Below are 19745 nucleotides of genomic sequence, written 5' to 3'. Positions count from 1 at the left end.
GAGCCAACGCCGATGTGCCTGCTCTGCGACGATGAAGCGGCCTACAAGGCCTATATGGACTATCTCGACGCCATGGAGCGGCAGGGCAAGGCCGCCGACCCGGACAAGGCCGTCAACGAGATCCTCGACCAGCTCGAAGCGGCCGCCAATACCAAGAAAGCCTCCCCTGCGAAGAACAAGTTCTTCGCGGACGACGCCGACGACGACAAGACGCTCTCCCCGTTCTTCTGCAGCCCGATCAACAAATGACCGATTTGACTTCGCTGACGCTCGCCGAGGCCCGCAAGGGTCTCGCGAGCAAGACCTTCACGTCGCTCGAGCTGACCGACGCCCATCTCAAGGCGATCGAGGAGGCGCGGGCGCTCAATGCCTTCGTGATGGAGACGCCGGACCAGGCGCGCGCGATGGCGCGCGACGCCGACGCCAAGATCACCAGGGGTGAGGGCGGGCCGCTGGCCGGCATTCCGCTCGGGATCAAGGACCTGTTCGCCACCAAGGACGTCCGTACCACGGCGTGCTCGAAGATCCTCGGCAACTTCGTCCCGACCTACGAGTCGACCGTGACCTCGCAGCTGTGGCGCGACGGCGCCGTCATGCTCGGCAAGCTCAACAATGACGAGTTCGCGATGGGCTCGTCCAACGAGACCTCGTGCTTCGGCCCGGTCGGCAATCCCTGGCGCCGCGAGGGCTCCAACACCACGCTGGTGCCGGGCGGCTCGTCCGGCGGCTCGGCGTCGGCGGTGGCGGCGCTCTTGTGCATGGGCGCGACCGCGACCGACACCGGCGGCTCGATCCGCCAGCCCGCGGCGTTCACCGCCACCGTCGGCATCAAGCCGACCTATGGCCGCTGCTCGCGCTGGGGCATCGTCGCCTTCGCCTCCTCGCTCGACCAGGCCGGCCCGATCGCGCGTTCGACCCGCGATGCGGCGATCCTGTTGCGCTCGATGGCCGGCCACGACCCGAAGGACACCACCTCGGTCGACATCCCCGTGCCGGACTACGAGGCCGCGATCGGCAAGTCCGTGAAGGGCATGAAGATCGGCATCCCCAAGGAGTATCGGCTCGACGGCATGCCGGCCGAGATCGAAAAGCTCTGGAGCGAGGGTCGCAAGTGGCTGGAAGCCGCCGGCGCAGAAACCGTCGAGGTGTCGCTGCCGCACACCAAATATGCGCTGCCGGCGTATTACATCGTGGCACCGGCCGAGGCGTCCTCCAACCTCGCCCGCTACGACGGCGTCCGCTACGGTCTGCGCGTGCCCGGCAAGTCGATTGGCGAGCTGTACGAGAACACAAGGGCCGAGGGCTTCGGGCCCGAGGTGCGGCGACGCGTCATGATCGGCACCTATGTGCTGTCGGCCGGCTATTACGACGCCTATTACATCCGGGCGCAGAAGGTCCGGACCCTCATCAAGAAGGATTTCGAGGACTGCTTCGCCCAGGGCGTGAGCGCGATCCTGACGCCGGCGACGCCGTCGGCCGCCTTCGGCATCGGCGAGAAGGGCGGCGCCGATCCGGTCGAGATGTATCTCAACGACATCTTCACGGTGACCGTGAACATGGCCGGCCTGCCGGGCATCGCGGTGCCCGCCGGCAAGGACAGCCAGGGGCTGCCGCTGGGCTTGCAGCTGATCGGCCGGCCGTTCGACGAGGAGACGCTGTTCTCGCTCGGCGAGGTCATCGAGCAGGCGGCGGGACGCTTCACGCCGGTTCGGTGGTGGTAAGCGTCGCCGATTTCAAGACGAGCCTCGCGGGCGACGCGCCCGCGGCCGGCCTGACGCCGGTGCTCACCGGCCTGTGGTGGCTGGCGAAGGGCGACTGGGACCGGGCGCACAAGATCATTCAGGACGAGCCCGGCCGCGACGCGGCCTGGGCGCACGCACATCTGCATCGCGTCGAGGGCGACCTCGGCAATGCCGGCTACTGGTATCGCCAGGCCGGGCAGCCGGTCGCGAAAGATGCGTTGGTTATCGAATTCGAGCGGATCGTCTCCGCACTGCTTGGGAGTTAGAGCCATGACGGCAACCAGCGGCAAGCTGATGAAGGGCGCCACCGGCGACTGGGAGGTCGTGATCGGCATGGAGATCCATGCCCAGGTCACCTCGAAGTCGAAACTGTTCTCGGGCGCCTCCACCGCCTTCGGCGGCGATCCCAACAGCCACGTCTCGCTGGTCGACGTGGCGATGCCGGGCATGCTGCCGGTCATCAACGAGGAGTGCGTGCGGCAGGCCGTGCGCACCGGGCTCGGGCTCAATGCCAAGATCAACCTGCGCTCGGTGTTCGACCGCAAGAACTATTTCTACCCCGACCTGCCGCAGGGCTACCAGATCAGCCAGTACAAGGACCCGATCGTCGGCGAGGGCGAGGTCACGGTCGAGCTCGACGGCGGCAGGACCGCCACTGTTGGCATCGAGCGCCTGCACATCGAGCAGGATCCGGGCAAGATGCTGCACGACCAGTCGCCGTCGCTGTCCTATATCGACTTCAACCGCTGCGGCGTGGCGCTGATGGAGATCGTCTCCAAGCCTGACATCCGCGACGCCGAGCAGGCCAAGGCCTATGTGACCAAGCTGCGCTCGATCATGCGCTATCTCGGCACCTGCGACGGCGACATGGAGAAGGGCTCCCTGCGCGCCGACGTCAACGTCTCCGTGCGCAAGCCGGGGGCTCCGCTCGGCACCCGCTGCGAGATCAAGAACATCAACTCGATCAGCTTCATCGGCCAGGCGGTCGAGGCCGAGGCGCGGCGCCAGATCGAGATCATCGAGGACGGCGGCACGATCGAGCAGGAAACCCGCCGGTTCGATCCCGACAAGGGCGAGACGCGCTCGATGCGCTCCAAGGAGGAGGCGCATGATTACCGTTACTTCCCCGACCCGGACCTGCTGCCGCTGGAGTTCTCGCAGTCCTTCGTCGACGAGCTGAAGGCGGCGCTGCCGGAGCTGCCGGACCAGAAGAAGGCGCGCTTCATCGCGGATTTCGGCCTGTCGCCCTACGACGCCTCCGTGCTGGTCGCCGAGCGCGAGAGCGCCGCGTTCTACGAGGCCGTCCTGGAGGCGCTGTCCGACCGGGCGCGCGACGGCAAGCTCGCCGCCAACTGGGTGATCAACGAGCTGTTCGGCCGGCTGAACAAGGAAGGCCGCGACATCGCGTCGTCGCCCGTCTCGGCGTCTCAGCTTGCGGCGATCGTCGCGCTGATCGGCGAAGGCACGATCTCCGGCAAGATCGCCAAGGACCTGTTCGAGATCGTCTGGAGCGAAGGCGGCGACCCGCGCGAGCTGGTCGAGAGCCGCGGCATGAAGCAGGTGACCGATCTCGGCGCGATCGAGAAGGTCGTCGACGAGATCATCGCCGCCAATCCGGACAAGGTCGCGCAGGCGAAGGCCAAGCCTCAGCTCGCCGGCTGGTTCGTCGGTCAGGTGATGAAGTCGTCGGGCGGCAAGGCCAATCCGCAGGCGGTGAACGATCTCCTGAAGAGCAAGCTCGGCATCTGAAACGACGGTCGCTCGTCTTCGTTCCGGCGGCGCGCACGAGGGTGCGCGCCGTTTTGTTTTGGCGCCGCGGTCCGGCGAATCGCCGCGTGCGATTCGCAAAAAAGCCACCATTGCCGAGCGTTCGAACGCACACGAGGGCGTGTGCAATGAAAATTTTTTCGTTGCCAAAATTTACGACTCAGAGTCCGCGCGTTGCTCTCGCGGTGCGAGTCTGCACGCCGACACGCCGGCGTCGCCGCGTGCGACGTGCCGTTCAGTCGCTCAGAAAAATACTTGCAGCACAGGCTTTTTGCGCAATCGCGATTAGTTGCGATCGCGGCCTTGCGCAGAGAGACGTTTGGATTTTCGCGATCGATCGACGCGCTGCTTCGCGCGTTGCGCCAGCCGCGTGCGCGCGCGCCTGTCAACACTTCCTTAAGCCGGAAGCTGTTTTTTTTCACTCGTTGGTGTATCGATGAGGAGTGCAGCTCGATTCCCGAGTGCACGCATCGACTAAGCCATCTCACATCGGAGGGCAACATGGCCAAGAAAGCGAAGAAGGCGAAGAAGGCAGTGAAGAAGGTCGCGAAGACCGCGGCGAAGAAGACTGCCAAGAAGACCAAGAAGGTCGCCAAGAAGAAGTAACTCTCGCAGTCCTCTGCGAGATGAGTCCGGCAGCTGATGCCGGCACGTCGTTGGAACGTTAGGTCTGCATGGCTCCTCGAGAGCCGGGCAAATCTCCTGAAGCTCCAACAGACGATAGAGGGTGTCGGCGAGACATCAGGTCAACGGTCGGATCGAACTCGAGAGCGGCTTCGCTCGCGGTGCGGTCCGGCAGAAGAAACAGGATTTCTTCGTTCGGTGCAGATCGCGTTTCCGGTCTGCAATCTCACGAGCGGCTATCAGCCAGAGTGGGATCTGATCCTGACGTGTTCGCCGACGCCCTCGATCCCTGAGCACCGCGCCCTTGGCGACTGTGTGCCTCCAACCTCCCCATAGACGAACAGCATCATCAGCAGCTCGGCGCAGGCGTGCTCGCGCTGCGCAATCTCCTGCACGTGCTATCGGGACGTGTCCAGTCGCGGTGCGGCTGTTGACCAGCGGCGTGGTGCGCTCCGCGCCAGCGCGGCGAGGCGCTTTCGCGGATGGTTATGAGTTTGCCAAACAGAACGGTAAACCGCTCTTTGCCGAGTTGAAGAATCCATTTCGAATCAATGCATTGAACCCGGCCCCGGAAAATGCGGGGTTCCGCGTTCAGGGCTCGTTCAGCACGATGTTTAAACTGCCTTTCAAACTTGATCGGTCATCCTTCGCGCATAAGCCGCGAGACGGCATGGGGATAACCAGGCGTTGAACAGTTGGACGGGGGCGTGCTCGGGTGACCAGCCGCCTCCTCGAAGCGAAGGAGAGCGACGATGTTTCAGGGACAACTCAATTTCGATGACGTGACCACCGCGGAGCAGGGCGCCAGCGGCGATGTGCTGTTCGAGCTCGGCATGCTCTATGCGAGCGGTCGCGACGGTGCGGTCGATCTGATCGCCGCGCACAAATGGTTCAATCTCGCCGCCCTCAGGGGCCGCGTCGATGCCGTGGCTATGCGCCGCGAGGTCGCCGAGCAGATGTCGGACGCCGAGATCGCGACCGCGCAGCGCGAGGCGCGCGCCTGGATGACCGCGCACTGAGCGAGCCAAGCCGCGGCTTGGCGGATCTCGCCCGATCGCTCATTCTCGTCGGAAGCGGGCCTCGTCGCGCGCCCATAAATCTCCTATCTGTCGTTCGGTGTGACGCAGACAAGCGGGATTGACGGCATGGGCCAGGCACGGCGACAGGCGCGGCGGCAAGAGCTGATCGACTGCCATGACTGCGGCAGCGGCGTCTCCTTCAGCGCAGTGGCGTGCCCGCATTGTGGATCGACCGAGCCGGCCGGGCCTGCGGTGCAAAGCCGGCGCGAGTTGAAGCGTCTGCGGGTCGAGGCCCATAATGACCGCCGCCTCGTCGTGGTGACCGCCCTCTGTGCCGGTCTCGGCGCCATCTATGGTGCCGTGATGGGAGCCGGAGGCGCAGCGTCATGGTGGGCTGCGCTCGGCTATGGCTTCGTCGGCACCATCATCGGCGTGCCCGCCGCCTTCGTGATCAACATCAGCCGTGGCTTGTTCGATTGAGCCGCGCGGATTGAGCGGCAACCGTGATCACGGCGGCCAGGGTCCGTTGCGATCCGGCAGGTGCGTGAACGGCTCGGCTTTGATGCGGATGATCTGGGGGGAGGGGCCTGTTGGCCGCACCCAAGGGTGGCTGGCGGAGACGGAGGGATTCGAACCCTCGATAGGGCTTTACAACCCTATAACGGTTTAGCAAACCGCCGCCTTCAGCCACTCGGCCACGTCTCCGGCGACGGTCGGTATGCCCGACGCCGCGCTGAGCCGCAAGCGGCAGATTGCATGCGGTTTCGAAATCCTCACAGGGCCGCGGCTTCGCCGGACCGGTGCGGGCGGTGGTCTTCACCTTCGGCCCATCGATCCGGGCTGGACCTGCCGTTTGATCGGCCGCGGTACGCGTCGAAGTCGACGGGCGGTGCGAGCCCTCTCGATGATCCCTGACGCGGAGGACCCCTAATATAGAGGGTCGTCTGCAGCAAAGGCGGCCGGCGGGAGGGGACGCAGACGGCAGCGTCCTCCAGCCCGATTCTCGTTCAGCGCGTGGCTGGATTCACGGCCCCGGCGCCTGACTTGGGGCGGGTTCCGGGCGGGCGAGTGCTCGCGGCCTTAAGCACCTCAAATTGCGTTGTGACAAAACGACAACATAAACAGCGACTTAGGTGTTCCCGCAGAACCACGGTTCCGTGCCTTTTGTGCAACACCGGTCCGAAAAGGCGCCGCTTGGGCGCCGCAATGATGGTTCCTTTGTTGCGTGTGCAAAGGCCTTCGGTAATTCTGCTCGCACGACGAAGGGGGGCATCCCGACGTCGTCCCGTTTAGGTCGTTCGCTCAAGTCCCTCGCGTTCATGCGGGTGTGTCCGATAGCGCGAAGCGGCTGAGCGACGGGTCGAAGAGGGATAACGGGTCCAACCCCAAGGGTGTCTCTCACCCAGCGGAGGCGGAACCTTCCCTGACTGAGCAACTTGGAGGTTTAACATTATGAACACGATCAAGAGCCTTGTCCTGGGCTCGGCGGCCGCTCTCGTCGCCATGTCCGGGGCTCAGGCAGCTGACCTTCCGATCAAGGCCAAGGCGGTCGAATATGTGAAGGTCTGCTCGCTTTACGGCGCTGGCTTCTACTACATCCCCGGCACCGACACCTGCATCAAGCTGGGCGGTTACCTGCGTGCTGAAACGTCGTTCGCCAGCAACGGCCAGTACAACAACGCGGTCAACGGCGTTGCCGGCGGCATGAACCGCCAGAGCAACTACTACTACAGCCGCGCTCGTCAGGACCTCAACATCGACACGCGCACCGCGACCGAGTACGGCGTGGTCCGCACCTTTGCTGACCTGACGTTCACCTGGACCAGCGGCACCTACGCTGGCTCGGGCTCGGCGACCGGCGCGACTGCCTATTCGACGGCTGGCGCTCCTGGCGCTCAGGCCGACGGCAACATCGCTCAGGGCGGCATTGGCGTGTACTACGCCTTCATCCAGTTCGCCGGCTTCACGATGGGTAAGGCCGTGTCGCAGTTCGACGCGCCCTGGACCAACTACCCGGGCAACAACTTCGACGGCCTGTGGGGCGGCGGCGGCACCGTGACCGGTGTCAACCAGTTCACCTACACCGCCGACTTCGGCTCGGGCATCACTGCGGCGATCTCGGCGCAGGACGCGAGCCAGTACTACACCACCAACATGTGGAACGTGTCGGGCATCACCGCGGCCAGCATCATCGGCGGTTCGTACGGCACCAACACCTTCGGTGGCAACGTGTCCCCGGACATCGTCGGCATGGTTCGTGTCGACCAGGCTTGGGGTCTGTTCCAGGCGTCGTTCGCGGCGCATGACAACCACACCGGCTACTACGGCGCCACCGAGCTCACCGGTCACCCGGCTGACAAGTGGGGCTGGGCTGCTCAGCTGGCCCTGTCGATCAAGAACATCCCGACCGGCCCCGGCGACACCATCAACATCCAGGGCGTCTACACCAACGGTGCGAGCCGCTACAACGCTCAGAGCCTGGTGCCGACCACCTACGCGATGTACGGCGGCAGCAGCACGGCTGGTGTCTACGGCACGCTCGGCTTCGCTGGCGTCAGCGACTCGGTCTTCGTGACCGGCGGTGAGCAGCAGCTGACCACGACCTACGGTATGCGCGGTGCGTACACCCACAACTGGAACCCGGCCTGGAACACCGCGATCTACGGTTCGTGGGCTGCCGTGTCCTACAACAGCACTGCCAAGGGCCTGATCTGCGGCAGCGCGGCGATGGGTGCGATCGCGGGCGCAGGCTTCACCTGCAACCCCGACTTCAACATCTCCTCGCTGGGCTTGATCACCCGCTGGACCCCGGTCAAGAACCTGACCTTCTCGGCCGACGTGGCCTGGACCAACCTCGACCAGAAGTACTCGGGCAACATTGTTTCCCCGGCTACGACCACGACCTCCAAGCCGGCTGCGGTCTATCAGCTCAAGGACCAGAACTCGGTGTCCTTGCTGCTCCGCGCTCAGCGCAACTTCTGATCCTGATCGTCTGATCGGGTTCAAGAGCCCCCGGCAGGAAACTGCCGGGGGTTTTTGCTTGTGTGCGGGCGCTCATTCCGGAGTGACTCCGGGTCCGGTGCGCTCGAGAAGCGATCGATGCCAGATCGATGGATCGAGCCAATTGAGCAGAGCTTCGATTGCCTGTAGCTCGAAAGTCGCATTCGTTTCAGTAGGTTGGCTGCATGCTGGTATTTTTTGAAAAATGGTGTTGAAAACAGATGAGTTGATAAGCTAATTTTCTCATGCCTGAGTAATCATTCGTCCTTGTGAGGACGACACCGCAGACGCAAGACGACGATCATACGATGTTAGACTCCAGGAAGCCTCTGGCGATGCCCCGCCGGAGGCTTCTTCATATCGGGATCTCCTCGGCATCCAATATCTGACATTGCCTCTCGATTGCAGAGCATCGGCGTGATCTCCGCAGGCGCGTACGTCAGCGCAAACATCCATCGTCTCACCAAAAATCGTTGCGCATCCGCTTGACCGGGAAATGCCGGATGGTCACCATGACCGTCAGATGACGGGGCCACACCGTCACGCCAGTGAGGAATGTGTCCAAAGATGAGTTCGGAAGGCTCTGTGGGAGTGCTGCGTCCGTGGTCCGAGCAAGACGATCTGGCGGGCGCCATCACGCGGCTGCTGGAAGCGCGGCCCGAGGGCCGGGCCGAGCTTGCGGAATGTCTGGCGGTTGCGCAGCGGATCGACGCCAGCGACGACGAGTCCTGGTATCGTGAGTGGATGCAATGCGCGGACGCCATGAAGGCTGCCGCCGCCGACGCCGTGAGCAGCGGTCGTCCCGAGCTGGCGTTTCGCAAATGGTCGCGCGCAGTGGATTGTTATGAGGCTGCGGCCTGTCCGTTCAGCAGCTCGCGTTCCCGCCAGGACGTCGTGCTGTCCCGCATGCGCGAATGTGCGCGCGAATTCCTGCGCTGTGCCGATCCGCAAGGAGAGGTCGTCACAATCCACTGGCGCGCCGACTATCCGCTCGAAGCCTATTTCCTGCCGGCGCGTGGCGAGGCGGGCAGGGCGCCCACCGTCATCTGCATCGGTGAGCCCGGCCGTCGCAAGGAAACGTCGCTGTTCAAGCTTGCAGCCCATGCGGAGCAGCGTGGCTTGGCGCTGCTGGTGGTCGATCTGCTGGGCAGCGGACCGGACTGCCGCTTCGAGGAGATCGTCGGCCGTAGCGATCTCGAATCGGCCATCGCGAGCGTGACGGACTACGTGACGTCCCGCGATGACGTGGACGAAGGCCGGATCGCGATTCTGGCCGACGACTGGAGTTCGTCCTTTGTCGCGCGCGGCATCGCACTCGATCCGCGTTATGCTGCGGCGGTCTGCGACGCCGGCTTGTGGGATATTCACGAGCGTGTCTTCCTGTCGCGCCGACCCGGTGCGGGTGAGCGGGGCAGGCCGCCGATCGCGACGGAAGGGCTGGCGGCGCGGCAGATCATGTGTCCGCTGCTGGTGACGGTGCCGGAGCGTGGCTGGCTTCGAGCCGACATCGCAACCCGGCTGATCGCGCAGATCAAGCGCGAGCACCCGGATATCACTCTGAAGATCGTCTCCAGCGCGGGCGCCGATTGGCTCGAAGCCGATGCCTTCGTCTTTGACTGGATCGCCAGGCGCCTGGCGGGGTCTCAGCGGCCTCCTGGCTGATGCGACCGCATATCTGGGCCCGCTGCCTGTAAGAGGCGATTGGGCCGTGGTCGCCTCGGGGGCCTCAGAGCCCCATCGTGAGTCGCGCGCTGGCCTTCTCGAAACGGTCCTTGAGGCCAGCCAGCTTGTCCGTGAACGTCGCCAGCTCGCGAGCGTCGAATTCCTCGAAGATGAAGCTGAAGATCTGCGCCTGCTGGGCTTCCAGCTCGGCGAACTGCTCCGATGTCTTGGTGGTGAGCGACATCCGGACCACGCGCGCATCGTTGGGCGCGGGCTTGCGTTCCATGAAGCCCTTCTTCTCCAGCAGCTTCGACTGCGTCGTGACGAACGAAGGGTCGACGTGCAGCCGCTTGGCCGCCGCATTCACGGCGACTCCCTCGCCTTGATCCAGCTCGGAGATCGCCATCAGGATCATCCATTGCGGGCCACTGATGCCGATTCGCTTGGCCCAGAAGTACCTCAGCTCCTCCAGATGGACGTTGATCGTGGAGATCTCCCTGGCGAAGCGAAGAATGGCGTCGCGATTCTTCGGCAGATGTTCGGCAGTCTGCGGTTGCGCGTCCGCTTCCACAGGTGCGGCAGACATGTTCTTCAAGGGCGCCATTGCTCAGGAGTTCCAGTACGAAGCTCGACCCTAAAGAAAAAAAATCCGCAACAAAATCACTTATCTAGGAGGACATGCGCCGTCCCCCGTGCGCTGCACAACAAGCTGCCATTGTGTTGCCCTCAAGACACATTTCGGCTTCATTCAATTACCTGACTGCATAAACTATTTTGCTTACCGAATGAGCGAAGGCATAGTTCCTGACGACGGTGGGGGGTTACTCGATCGTCCCGTGACAGGTGGTTCGCTTAAGTCCCTCGCGTGATGCGGGTGTGTCCGATGGCGCGAAGCGGCTGAAGCGGTTTTTCGGGAGCAGAGGAAGCGGATCGTCCTGGGGGATCTTGGTCCGGTTCTTTCTCAAAAGAGCAACTTGGAGGTTTAAATGAAGACGGTTAAGAGCCTTGTCCTCGGCTCGGCGGCAGTTCTGCTCGCCATGTCCGCGGCTCAGGCGGCCGACCTTCCGATCAAGGCCAAAGCGGTCGAGTATGTGAAGGTTTGCTCCCTGTATGGTGCGGGCTTCTACTACATCCCCGGCACCGACACCTGCATCAAGCTCGGTGGCTATCTCCGTGCTGAAACGGCGATCGGCACGAACAGCGATTTCAACGGCACGTACAGCGGCCAGGGTGGTGCGCATAACCGCCTGAGCAACTACTACACGGCCCGCGCTCGTCAGGACATCAACATCGACACGCGCACGGCGACCGAGTACGGCGTGGTCCGTACCTTCGCTGACCTGACCTTCAGCTGGACCTCCGGCGGCTATGCCGGCACGGGTTCGGCCACCGGTGCGACCGCTTACTCGACCGCTGGTGCGCCGGGCGCACAGGCCGACGGCAATATCGCGCAGGGCTCGGTCGGCGTGTACTATGCCTTCATCCAGTTCGCCGGCTTCACCATGGGTAAGGCCGTGTCGCAGTTCGACACGCCCTGGGTCAACTATCCGGGCAACAACTTCGACGGTCTCGCCGGCGGCGGCGGCACGGTCACCGGCGTCAATCAGTTCAGCTACACTGCTGACTTCGGCTCCGGCATCACGGCCTCGGTCTCGGCTCAGGATGCGAGCGCCTACTACCAGAACAACCTCTGGAACGTGGCGGGTTCGACGGCGGCTGGCGTGATCGGTGGTGCTTACGGCACCAGCAACTACGGTGGCAACGTCTCTCCGGACTTCGTCGGCATGGTCCGTGTCGACCAGGCCTGGGGTCTGTTCCAGGCGTCGTTCGCGGCGCATGACAACCACGTCGCTTACTACGGCGCGTCCGAGACCTCCGGCCACCCGGCCGACAAGTGGGGCTGGGCGGCTCAGCTGGCCCTGTCGATCAAGAACATCCCGACCGGACCTGGCGACACGATCAACGTGCAGGGCGTCTACACCAACGGTGCGAGCCGCTACAACATCCAGAGCCTGATGCCGAACAACTACGCGATGTACGGCAGCACGGGTCTGGCTGGCGCCTACCAGAGCATCGGCTTTGCCGGTGTGGGCGACTCGGTCTTCACGACCGGTGGTGAGCAGCAGCTGACCACGACCTACGGTATGCGCGGTGCGTACACCCACAACTGGAATCCGGCCTGGAACACTGCGATCTACGGGTCGTGGGCTGCCGTCCGCTACAATGGCACGGCCAAGGGCCTGATCTGCACCAGCCCGGGCGTTGTCGCGGCCTTCAACGCGGGTTCGACCTGTAATCCGGACTTCGATCTGGCCACCCTCGGCTTGATCACGCGCTGGACCCCGGTCAAGAATCTGACCTTCTCGGCTGACTTCGCCTACTCCTGGCTCGACCAGAAGCACTCCGGTTCGGTCACCGCTCCGGCTGCTGCTGCTGTCGCGAAGCCGGCCGCGGTGTACGAGCTGAAGGATCAGCAGTCGGCTGTGCTGCTGCTCCGCGCTCAGCGCAACTTCTGATCCAGATCGTCTGACGACGGTTTGACGAACCCCCGGCAGGCAACTGCCGGGGGTTTTTCTTTGCCTCGCCAGCGCGTGCTCCAGCGCCGAGATCCGCATTCCTCGCCGCTCCGCTCTGTCGCTGACAAACATGCTGCAGACCCGCCCGAGAACCACACCGCGCGGCCACGCGACGGAGTGCGATCTGGATGGAATTTCGCGACCGCCTCGTGGCCATCCGGCTCAAACATGCGTGAGAGGCGGTCGGCGGGCGCTCGGTTCGACCGCACGTTTGAGCCAAGCTTGGCCTGCGTGATCCCGGGCAGGCAAGGGCCCGTGTCACGATCGCCGGGATGACAGAGCCAGAAAATTGGAGCCTCGCGCTCGCCGCGCTTCTCGACGCGCGTCCTGCTGCATTCCCGCCACGAGCGCGACACGCATTCGGCGGCGAAAGTCTTCCCTGACACATTACTCTTGGGGATCTGGCGACCGTGTGCCGCGCCGCGGCCGCGCCACATGCGTGATCCGGCCGGTCACGAGAATGGTCCGATAAAGCACCAACTCTGCCTCGCGATCGTTCCCACTGCAACGCTATGCGCGAGCACTGTGGTGCAGCTGGAGACGGGCTGACCGTTGGGGCGGTCGTTCGATGTCGAGCCGGGCCGGTCTGAACTGAGCAATTTGGAGGTTAGTATGAAGACTGTGAGGAGCCTTGTTCTGGGCTCAGGGGCGGCGTTGCTCGCCATGGGTGGGGCTCAGGCCGCCGACCTTCCGATCAAGGCCAAAGCGGTCGAGTATGTCAGGGTCTGCTCGATGTACGGCGCCGGATTTTTCTACATTCCGGGTACCGACACCTGCATCAAGCTCGGCGGCTACCTGCGTGCCGAGGCCGGCTTCGGTACGAATACGATCTTCCAGAATGCCGTGAACGGCGTCGCCGGCGGGCGAAATCGTCTCAGCAACTACTACACGACGCGTTCGCGTGCCGACCTCAACATCGACACCCGCACCGCGACCGAATATGGCGTCGTGCGCACCTTCTTCGACGGTGTCTTCCAGTGGACCGGGGGCAGCTATGCCGGGACCGGCTCCCCCACGGGCGCAACCGCCTATTCGACGGCGGGCGCGCCTGGAGCGCAGGCTGACGGCAACATCGCGCAAGGCGGGATCGGCGTCTTCTATGCCTTCATCCAGTTCGCCGGCTTCACCATGGGTAAGGCCGTGTCGCAGTTCGACGCACCCTGGGCCAACTACCCCGGCAACAATTTCGACGGTCTGACCGGCGGCGGCGGCACCATCACCGGCGTCAACCAGTTCACCTATACCGCGGACTTCGGCTCGGGCATCACGGCCGCGATCTCGGCCCAGGATGCGACGCAGTATTCGCAGTCGCAGATCTGGAATACGGCGGGACAGACGGCCGCTGGCGTGCTCACCGGCAGCTATGGTACGTCGAATTTCGGCGGCAACGTCGCGCCCGACATCGTCGGCATGGTGCGCGTCGATCAGGCCTGGGGCCTGTTCCAGGCGTCCTTCGCGGCGCACGACAACCACGCCGCCTTCTTCGGTGCCAACGAGACGACCGGGCATCCCGCCGACAAATGGGGCTACGCCGGTCAGCTCGCCCTGTCGATCAAGAATATCCCGACCGGCGCCGGCGACACCATCAATCTGCAGGGCGTCTACACCAACGGTGCCAGCCGCTACAACTTCCAGAGCCTCGCGCCGATCAACTACGCGATGTACGGCGGCAGCAACATGGCCGGCGCTTTCCAGAGCCTGGGCTTCGCGGGCGTGTCGGATTCGGTGTTCGGGGCGAATACCCAGCAGCAGCTGACGACGACCTACGGCGTCCGCGGCGCCTTCACCCACAACTGGGATCCGGCTTGGAACACCGCGGTGTACGGCTCATGGAGCGCCGTGCGCTATAATGCGACAGCGAAGGGCCTGATCTGCAACGGTGCGGGTATGGTCGCTCTCGGCATCGTCGGTGCGAACTGCAACCCGGACTTCAACATCTCGACTCTGGGTGTGATCACGCGCTGGACGCCGGTCAAGAATCTGACCTTCTCGGCTGACGTCGCCTGGACCCGGCTGGATCAGAAGTTCGCGGGCGTCGCCAATGCGCCGGCGGTTGCGGCGGTTGCCAAACCGGCCACGACCTATCAGCTGAAGGACCAGGATTCGGTCTCGCTGCTGCTGCGCGCTCAGCGCAACTGGTAATGAGAGGCGAATAGGGAGCAGGGAGTAGCGAATAGCGATTGACGACGATCCGATGTCGGTTTCGCTACTCCACCACAGCGCCGCGGCGCAGATCGGCCTCGATCTGTAGCCGCGAGCCGCCGCCGAAGCGGGCGCGATAGACCTGCAGGTTCTCCATCACCCGCTGCACGTAGTTGCGGGTCTCCGCGAAGGGGATCAGCTCGACCCAATCCACCGCGTCCACCTTCGGATCGCGCGGGTCGCCATAGCGTTCGACCCACTTCCTCACGCTGCCGCGGCCGGCATTGTAGGCCGCGAACGTCATGATGTACGAGCCGCGATAGTCCTCGAGCAGGCCGCCGAGCTCGGCCGCGCCGAGCTGCGCGTTGTAGACCGGGTCGGTCTTCATCCGGTTCAGATCGAAGCTGACGCCCGCGCGCTTGCAGACGTAGCGGCCGGCATCCGGCGTGACCTGCATCAGCCCATAGGCCTGGGCCGGCGAGACCACCGCCTGGTTGAAGGCACTCTCCTGACGCGCGATCGAGAAGACCACGCTCGGCTCGACCTCCGGTCCGAGCGAGCGGAACGCAGGAATGCCGGTGACCGGATAGGCGTAGTGGTCGAACGGCAGCCCGCGATTGAGCGCGGCCTTGCCGACCAGCAGCATCGCCCGCGCATCGCTGTTTCGCGCGGCGGCTTCCGCGATTCCGACCAGGACGTCGGGGTCGCCGTTGTCGCCCATATCGGCGAAGATCGGGATCGCGACCTCGCCCTCGTCGAGCTCGTACAGCAGTTGCACCGCGCGCACCACCTCGAGCCGCTCGACACCGCGCCCGCGGCCGCTCGGCGCAGCATTGAGGCCGAGCTGCGGCAGGCCGAGCTTCGCCCGCGCCAACTGGCCGTAATAGCTCGTGGACTGCTCGGCCGCCGACATATAGGCCGCGCGCGCCTCCTGCATGCGCCCCATCGCTTCTGCCGCGCGGCCCTGCCAATAACCGGCCCGCGCCAGGGTGGTCGGATTGACGCTGCCGACGCCGATGCGCGCAAAGTGCTGGGCCGCCGTGGCGGGATCGTTGAGGAAGCGCAACGCGATCCAGCCGGCGGTGAATTCCTGCTCGGTCTTGTAGATGTCGCGGTTCGGCAGCGCCGCGTCGCGCGCGATCAGGTAGGCGCTGCGATAATCGCCGGTGTCGATCATCTTGCGCGCCAGCAGGCGGCGCTCGATCCACCATTCGTCCAGATTGTGCAGGCGGCCGGGATCCCTGGGCGCGCTGAGCATCAACTGCGCCGCCTCGGCGAACTTCTCGTCGCGCCGCAGCACTTGGATGCGGCTGAAGATGTAGCCGGCATCGCCGTGCAGCTCGCGCGGCACGGCATCGAGCAGGCTCTGGCTGTTGGAGGCTTTGCGGTAGGTCGCGATTCGCGCCTTTGCGAGCGCTACGTGGCCCGAGCCGAGCCGCCGTGCAGCGCGCATCGCCGCCTCGTGCTCGCTGCCATACAGCAGCGTGTCCATCCGCGCCTTGTGATCGCCGCCGGACAGCAGGGCGCCGTACTGGTCCAGGATGTTGTTCTCGGTCTCCTCGGACATCGCGTCGTTGCGCCAGGCATCGCGCACCAGGCGCTCGGCGTTGGCGCGGTCGCCGCGATTGAGCATCACCCGGGCCAGCGCGAACTTGCCCTTCGCCGACAGCGGCGATTCGTTCTCGAACCACGACCAGACGACGGAATCGTCGCGCTTGTCGTCCCACAACGCGGCCTCGAGCCGGCGGCGCAGGAAGGTCTGCGACGGCCAGGACGGATTGGCGGTGATGAATGCGCGATAGCGCTCGACGCTGGCATTGTTGTTGTCGCTACGCAGGATCACCCACTCCGCGAGCTTGCGCGCCACCGGATCCGAGATCGCCTGCACGACCTCGGTGGCATCGCCGGGCTTGCGCTTGCGGACGAGCTCGATCACGTTTTCGAGCGCCTCCTTGTCGGACTGCGAGGTCGAGGACGTCGCGGCGATCGCAGCCGGCACCAGGGGCTTGCGGGAGGCGGGCAGGGCGGCATGCTGGCGGACCGGCAGGGCCGCAGCCGCGGCACCGGGCGTGATGTCCCTTGGCGCCGCGCCGGCGCCTTTGGGAGTGTTCTTGATCTCGGCCTTCGCCTCGGCGTGCGCGTCGACCTTGCTCTTTGTCCCGGCCGCCTCGTTGGTGTTCGTCTTGGGGACCGCGCCGCGCGCGATCGGACGCGCCTTCGGCACGGGAACCTTGGCCGTATGAGCCTTGGATGCCGAAACCTTGGACTCTGAAACCTTGGACTTGGCAGCCTGGTCCTTGGCGAGGGCGCCATGTCCGGCGAGAGCCCATCCGAGTGTCAGGCCGGCGGCCAAGGACACCGAGAGTGACACCGACAGGGCGGTCGATCGCAATGCAGTGGCGCGGGCAGAAAAGGGCACGGCGTTCCTTTTGCGGCGGATGACTTCGATCCCCTGACCAACATGGGTCTATCGAAAAGGTGAACAAATCCTAAATATACAGGGAAGGATTGCAACCTGCGCCAACACCGCGGCGAAATCACGACCGAAGGGCGGCGTGCGGCCGCGCGGGGGTTCCGAGAAGGGTGGTTGCCCGGTGCGAAGTGTGCGGGCCGGGCTGTCGCGGGCGCGGCAGAGCGATTCGGGTGCCTGTTGAGAAGGCAGCCCAACCGCGGGCGGGCCTTCCGCCCCGTCGGTAGACCCGGTATGAAGTGGCTCGCACAGGGGCCAAACGGCGTTTGGGAGGGAGTTTCATGGCAGCCAAGACGAATTTCCGGGGTTCTTTCACCGCCTTGGTCACTCCTTTCAAGAACGGGTCCGTGGACGAGGCCGCTTTTCGCAGCCTCGTGAACTGGCAGATCGACGAGGGCACCAACGGCCTCGTGCCGGTCGGCACGACGGGCGAGAGCCCGACGCTCAGTCATGACGAGCACAAGCGGGTGGTCGAGTGGTGCATTGCCGAGGCCAAGGGGCGGGTTCCCGTGGTGGCCGGCGCCGGCTCCAATTCGACCAAAGAGGCGGTCGAGCTCGCCCAGCACGCCGAGAAGGCGGGGGCGGACGCGGTGCTGGTGGTGACGCCCTATTACAACAAGCCGACGCAGGAAGGCCTGTATCAGCACTTCAAGGCGATCAACGACGCGATCGGCATTCCGATCATCATCTACAACATTCCGCCGCGCTCGGTGATCGACATGTCCGTCGACACCATGAAGCGCTTGTTCGAGCTGAAGAACATCGCCGGCGTGAAGGACGCCACCGCCAGCATGGTGCGGGTGTCGCAGCAGCGCGCCGCGATGGGCGAGGAGTTCAACCAGCTCTCGGGCGAGGATGCGACGATCATCGGCTACATGGCGCATGGCGGCCATGGCTGCATCTCCGTCACGTCGAACGTCGCGCCGCGGCTGTGCTCGGAATTCCACCAGGCCTGGCAGAAGGGCGATGTCGCCACCGCGCTGAAGATCCACGACAAGCTGATGCCGCTGCACACCAACCTGTTCATCGAGTCCAACCCGGCGCCGGTGAAATACGCGTTGTCGCTGCTCGGCAAGATCGAGGAGAAGCTGCGGCTGCCGATGGTGCCGGTGTCGGAGCCGACCCGGGTCGCGGTGCGCGAGGCGATGGTTCATGCCGGACTGATCAACTGAGCCGACGTATCTTGAGGGGGATGCGAGCATGTTGAAGGAATTCCGTGAATTCGCGATGAAGGGCAACGTCGTCGACCTCGCGGTCGGCGTCATCATCGGCGCGGCGTTCGGCGCCATCGTCAACTCGCTGGTCGGCGACGTCATCATGCCGATCATCGGCGCGGTCACCGGCGGCCTTGATTTCTCCAACTACTTTATCCCGCTGTCCAAAGCGGTAAATGCCGGCAACCTTGCCGATGCGAAGAAGCAGGGTGCGGTGCTGGCCTATGGCAGCTTCCTGACGATCACGCTGAACTTCGTGATCGTTGCCTTCGTTCTTTTCATCGTCATCCGGCTGATGAACACGTTGAAGCGGAAGCAGGAGGCTGCGCCGGCCGCTCCGCCGAAGCCCACACCCGAGGTCGAGCTTCTGACCGAAATCAGGGATCTCCTGAAGAAGGCCTGACGTGGCAGACAAGAACGAGCCCAAGATCACCGTCGCCGCAGAGAACCGCAAGGCGCGGTTCAACTATGCGATCGAGGACACCATCGAGGCCGGCATCGCGCTGACCGGCACCGAGGTGAAGTCGGTCCGCAGCGGCAAGTCGACGATCGCGGAATCCTATGCGGATTCGCGCGACGGCGAGATCTGGCTGATCAACGCCAACATTCCCGAATATCTGCAGGCCAACCGCTTCAATCACGAGCCGAAGCGGCCGCGCAAGCTGCTGCTGCATCGCAAGCAGATCAACAAGCTGATGGGCGCGGTCGAGCGCGAAGGCATGACGCTGATCCCGCTCAAGCTCTATTTCAACGAGCGTGGCCGCGCCAAGCTGCTGCTCGCCGTCGCCAAGGGCAAGAAGCTGCACGACAAGCGCGAGAGCGAAAAGAAGCGCGATTGGGGCCGCGAGAAGGGCCGGCTGCTGCGGGCGCGCGGCTAACGAGACCTTTGCCGCGCGCTCCTCGGCGGCACGCCTGAGCCTTGGGACAGCATCCGATGAATCAGAAGAACCTCTTGGATGTCGACTGGAGCCGGATTCCGGCTCCGACCGACGACGGCGCAGCAGATCATCTGGTCGGGACGATCATTCCCGCGATCGGACTGCGTGCCACCGACGACACGCTGGTCACGTTGTCCGATCTGCCGGGACGGACCGTCGTGTTCGCGTATCCGCGGACCGGCGAACCCGGCAAGGTGTCGCTGGTCGAGGACTGGGACATGATCCCGGGTGCGCGCGGCTGCACGCCGCAGACCTGCAGCTTCCGCGACCTGTTCGGCGAGTTGAAATCGGCAGGCGCCGCGCATGTGTTCGGCCTGTCGACGCAGAGCAATGCCTATCAGACCGAGATGGCCTCGCGCCTGCATCTGCCGTTTCCGGTGCTGTCGGACGAAAAGCTCGAGCTGACCAATGCCCTGCGGTTGCCGACCATGGAGATCGCCGGGCTGACCATGATCAAGCGGCTTGCCATGATCGTGGACGACGCCTGCATCACCCACGTGTTCTATCCGGTGTTTCCTCCGGACAGGAACGCGGGCGACGTGCTGGCGTGGCTGAAGGACAACCGCGTCGCCGCGTGAGGATGGGGCGGAC

17 protein-coding genes and 1 tRNA gene are annotated in these 19745 nt (G+C 64.5%); 15 read left to right on the top strand and 3 right to left on the bottom strand.

Translation table 11 applies throughout. The features are described 5' to 3' along the window. Positions 1-12 precede the first annotated feature (12 nt). The 7 genes from ACQR1X_RS18685 (at position 13) to ACQR1X_RS18655 (ending at position 5632) form a co-directional block, all read left to right on the top strand. Complete coding sequence (locus ACQR1X_RS18685) at positions 13-249, top strand: hypothetical protein (RefSeq protein WP_316237458.1); 237 nt, start codon at positions 13-15, stop codon at positions 247-249. After that, positions 246-1721 carry an Asp-tRNA(Asn)/Glu-tRNA(Gln) amidotransferase subunit GatA gene (gene gatA, locus ACQR1X_RS18680; RefSeq protein ID WP_316237457.1) on the top strand — a complete coding sequence of 492 codons (1476 nt, stop codon included), beginning with the start codon at positions 246-248 and terminating at the stop codon, positions 1719-1721. The genes ACQR1X_RS18685 and gatA overlap by 4 nt, the downstream gene beginning before the upstream one ends. Next, complete coding sequence (locus ACQR1X_RS18675; protein ID WP_316237456.1) at positions 1712-2008, top strand: hypothetical protein; 297 nt, start codon at positions 1712-1714, stop codon at positions 2006-2008. Before gatA ends, ACQR1X_RS18675 begins: the two co-directional genes overlap by 10 nt. 4 nt (positions 2009-2012) lie before the next feature. Then, the gene (gene gatB / locus ACQR1X_RS18670; RefSeq protein WP_434838245.1) at positions 2013-3491 is read left to right on the top strand and encodes an Asp-tRNA(Asn)/Glu-tRNA(Gln) amidotransferase subunit GatB; all 1479 of its coding nucleotides are present in this window, start codon (positions 2013-2015) and stop codon (positions 3489-3491) included. Between the two features lie 1072 nt (positions 3492-4563). Beyond that, positions 4564-4824, top strand: coding sequence for a hypothetical protein (locus tag ACQR1X_RS18665; protein ID WP_434874495.1), 261 nt, complete (start codon positions 4564-4566; stop codon positions 4822-4824). A gap of 61 nt (positions 4825-4885) precedes the next feature. Beyond that, positions 4886-5152 (top strand): hypothetical protein, encoded by a 267-nt coding sequence (locus tag ACQR1X_RS18660; RefSeq protein ID WP_315740271.1) that lies wholly within the window; start codon positions 4886-4888, stop codon positions 5150-5152. Positions 5153-5278: 126 nt separating this feature from the next. Then, entirely contained in the window at positions 5279-5632 is a 354-nt protein-coding gene (locus ACQR1X_RS18655) for a hypothetical protein (RefSeq protein ID WP_315752952.1), read from the top strand. A gap of 131 nt (positions 5633-5763) precedes the next feature. Here the strand turns inward: ACQR1X_RS18655 and ACQR1X_RS18650 are convergent. Further along, positions 5764-5857 (bottom strand) — tRNA-Ser (locus ACQR1X_RS18650). 747 nt (positions 5858-6604) lie between these two features. Here ACQR1X_RS18650 and ACQR1X_RS18645 point away from each other — a divergent pair. Then, entirely contained in the window at positions 6605-8134 is a 1530-nt protein-coding gene (locus tag ACQR1X_RS18645) for a porin (protein WP_315804013.1), read from the top strand. Positions 8135-9046: 912 nt separating this feature from the next. After that, positions 9047-9814: an alpha/beta hydrolase family protein gene (locus ACQR1X_RS18640; protein WP_434899339.1), complete on the top strand. Its 768-nt coding sequence runs from the start codon at positions 9047-9049 to the stop codon at positions 9812-9814. 64 nt (positions 9815-9878) lie between these two features. On the opposite strand, the gene ACQR1X_RS18635 is transcribed toward ACQR1X_RS18640, so the two are convergent. Then, positions 9879-10400, bottom strand: coding sequence for a MarR family winged helix-turn-helix transcriptional regulator (locus tag ACQR1X_RS18635; RefSeq protein ID WP_315804011.1), 522 nt, complete (start codon positions 10398-10400; stop codon positions 9879-9881). Between the two features lie 400 nt (positions 10401-10800). On the opposite strand from ACQR1X_RS18635, the gene ACQR1X_RS18630 reads away from it, so the two are divergent. Together ACQR1X_RS18630 and ACQR1X_RS18625 are read left to right on the top strand one after the other, a co-directional pair. Then, positions 10801-12330, top strand: a complete 1530-nt coding sequence (locus ACQR1X_RS18630) for a porin (protein ID WP_315804010.1) — start codon at positions 10801-10803, stop codon at positions 12328-12330. 672 nt (positions 12331-13002) lie between these two features. Beyond that, a complete protein-coding gene (locus tag ACQR1X_RS18625) occupies positions 13003-14532 on the top strand; it encodes a porin (protein ID WP_316218310.1) in 1530 nt (509 codons plus the stop codon). Between the two features lie 64 nt (positions 14533-14596). Here the strand turns inward: ACQR1X_RS18625 and ACQR1X_RS18620 are convergent, their stop codons facing one another. Then, complete coding sequence (locus ACQR1X_RS18620; RefSeq protein ID WP_434899338.1) at positions 14597-16951, bottom strand: transglycosylase SLT domain-containing protein; 2355 nt, start codon at positions 16949-16951, stop codon at positions 14597-14599. Between the two features lie 332 nt (positions 16952-17283). Between ACQR1X_RS18620 and dapA the strand changes: the two genes are divergently transcribed. The 4 genes from dapA to ACQR1X_RS18600 are packed head-to-tail and all read left to right on the top strand — an operon-like array spanning position 17284 to position 19732. After that, positions 17284-18174 carry a 4-hydroxy-tetrahydrodipicolinate synthase gene (gene dapA, locus ACQR1X_RS18615; protein ID WP_316181901.1) on the top strand — a complete coding sequence of 297 codons (891 nt, stop codon included), beginning with the start codon at positions 17284-17286 and terminating at the stop codon, positions 18172-18174. Positions 18175-18202: 28 nt separating this feature from the next. Continuing rightward, the gene (gene mscL, locus ACQR1X_RS18610) at positions 18203-18619 is read left to right on the top strand and encodes a large conductance mechanosensitive channel protein MscL (protein ID WP_316181903.1); all 417 of its coding nucleotides are present in this window, start codon (positions 18203-18205) and stop codon (positions 18617-18619) included. Position 18620: 1 nt separating this feature from the next. Beyond that, the gene (smpB, locus tag ACQR1X_RS18605; protein WP_315804006.1) at positions 18621-19094 is read left to right on the top strand and encodes an SsrA-binding protein SmpB; all 474 of its coding nucleotides are present in this window, start codon (positions 18621-18623) and stop codon (positions 19092-19094) included. Between the two features lie 56 nt (positions 19095-19150). Then, positions 19151-19732, top strand: a complete 582-nt coding sequence (locus tag ACQR1X_RS18600; protein ID WP_315804005.1) for a peroxiredoxin — start codon at positions 19151-19153, stop codon at positions 19730-19732. Positions 19733-19745 lie beyond the last annotated feature (13 nt).

It is taken from the genome of Bradyrhizobium sp. HKCCYLRH3073, from assembly GCF_051167995.1.
GTDB lineage: Bacteria > Pseudomonadota > Alphaproteobacteria > Rhizobiales > Xanthobacteraceae > Bradyrhizobium.
Note: the sequence above shows the minus strand (reverse complement) of the source record. Positions and strands in the feature narration are given on the sequence as shown.

Coding starts and splice junctions, on each gene's coding strand:
- ACQR1X_RS18685 (WP_316237458.1), top strand. CDS start 13: ATGTGCCTGCTCTGCGACGATGAAGCGGCCTACAAGGCCTATATGGAC.
- gatA (WP_316237457.1), top strand. CDS start 246: ATGACCGATTTGACTTCGCTGACGCTCGCCGAGGCCCGCAAGGGTCTC.
- gatB (WP_434838245.1), top strand. CDS start 2,013: ATGACGGCAACCAGCGGCAAGCTGATGAAGGGCGCCACCGGCGACTGG.
- ACQR1X_RS18660 (WP_315740271.1), top strand. CDS start 4,886: ATGTTTCAGGGACAACTCAATTTCGATGACGTGACCACCGCGGAGCAG.
- ACQR1X_RS18655 (WP_315752952.1), top strand. CDS start 5,279: ATGGGCCAGGCACGGCGACAGGCGCGGCGGCAAGAGCTGATCGACTGC.
- ACQR1X_RS18645 (WP_315804013.1), top strand. CDS start 6,605: ATGAACACGATCAAGAGCCTTGTCCTGGGCTCGGCGGCCGCTCTCGTC.
- ACQR1X_RS18635 (WP_315804011.1), bottom strand. CDS start 10,400: ATGTCTGCCGCACCTGTGGAAGCGGACGCGCAACCGCAGACTGCCGAA.
- ACQR1X_RS18630 (WP_315804010.1), top strand. CDS start 10,801: ATGAAGACGGTTAAGAGCCTTGTCCTCGGCTCGGCGGCAGTTCTGCTC.
- ACQR1X_RS18625 (WP_316218310.1), top strand. CDS start 13,003: ATGAAGACTGTGAGGAGCCTTGTTCTGGGCTCAGGGGCGGCGTTGCTC.
- dapA (WP_316181901.1), top strand. CDS start 17,284: ATGGCAGCCAAGACGAATTTCCGGGGTTCTTTCACCGCCTTGGTCACT.
- mscL (WP_316181903.1), top strand. CDS start 18,203: ATGTTGAAGGAATTCCGTGAATTCGCGATGAAGGGCAACGTCGTCGAC.
- ACQR1X_RS18600 (WP_315804005.1), top strand. CDS start 19,151: ATGAATCAGAAGAACCTCTTGGATGTCGACTGGAGCCGGATTCCGGCT.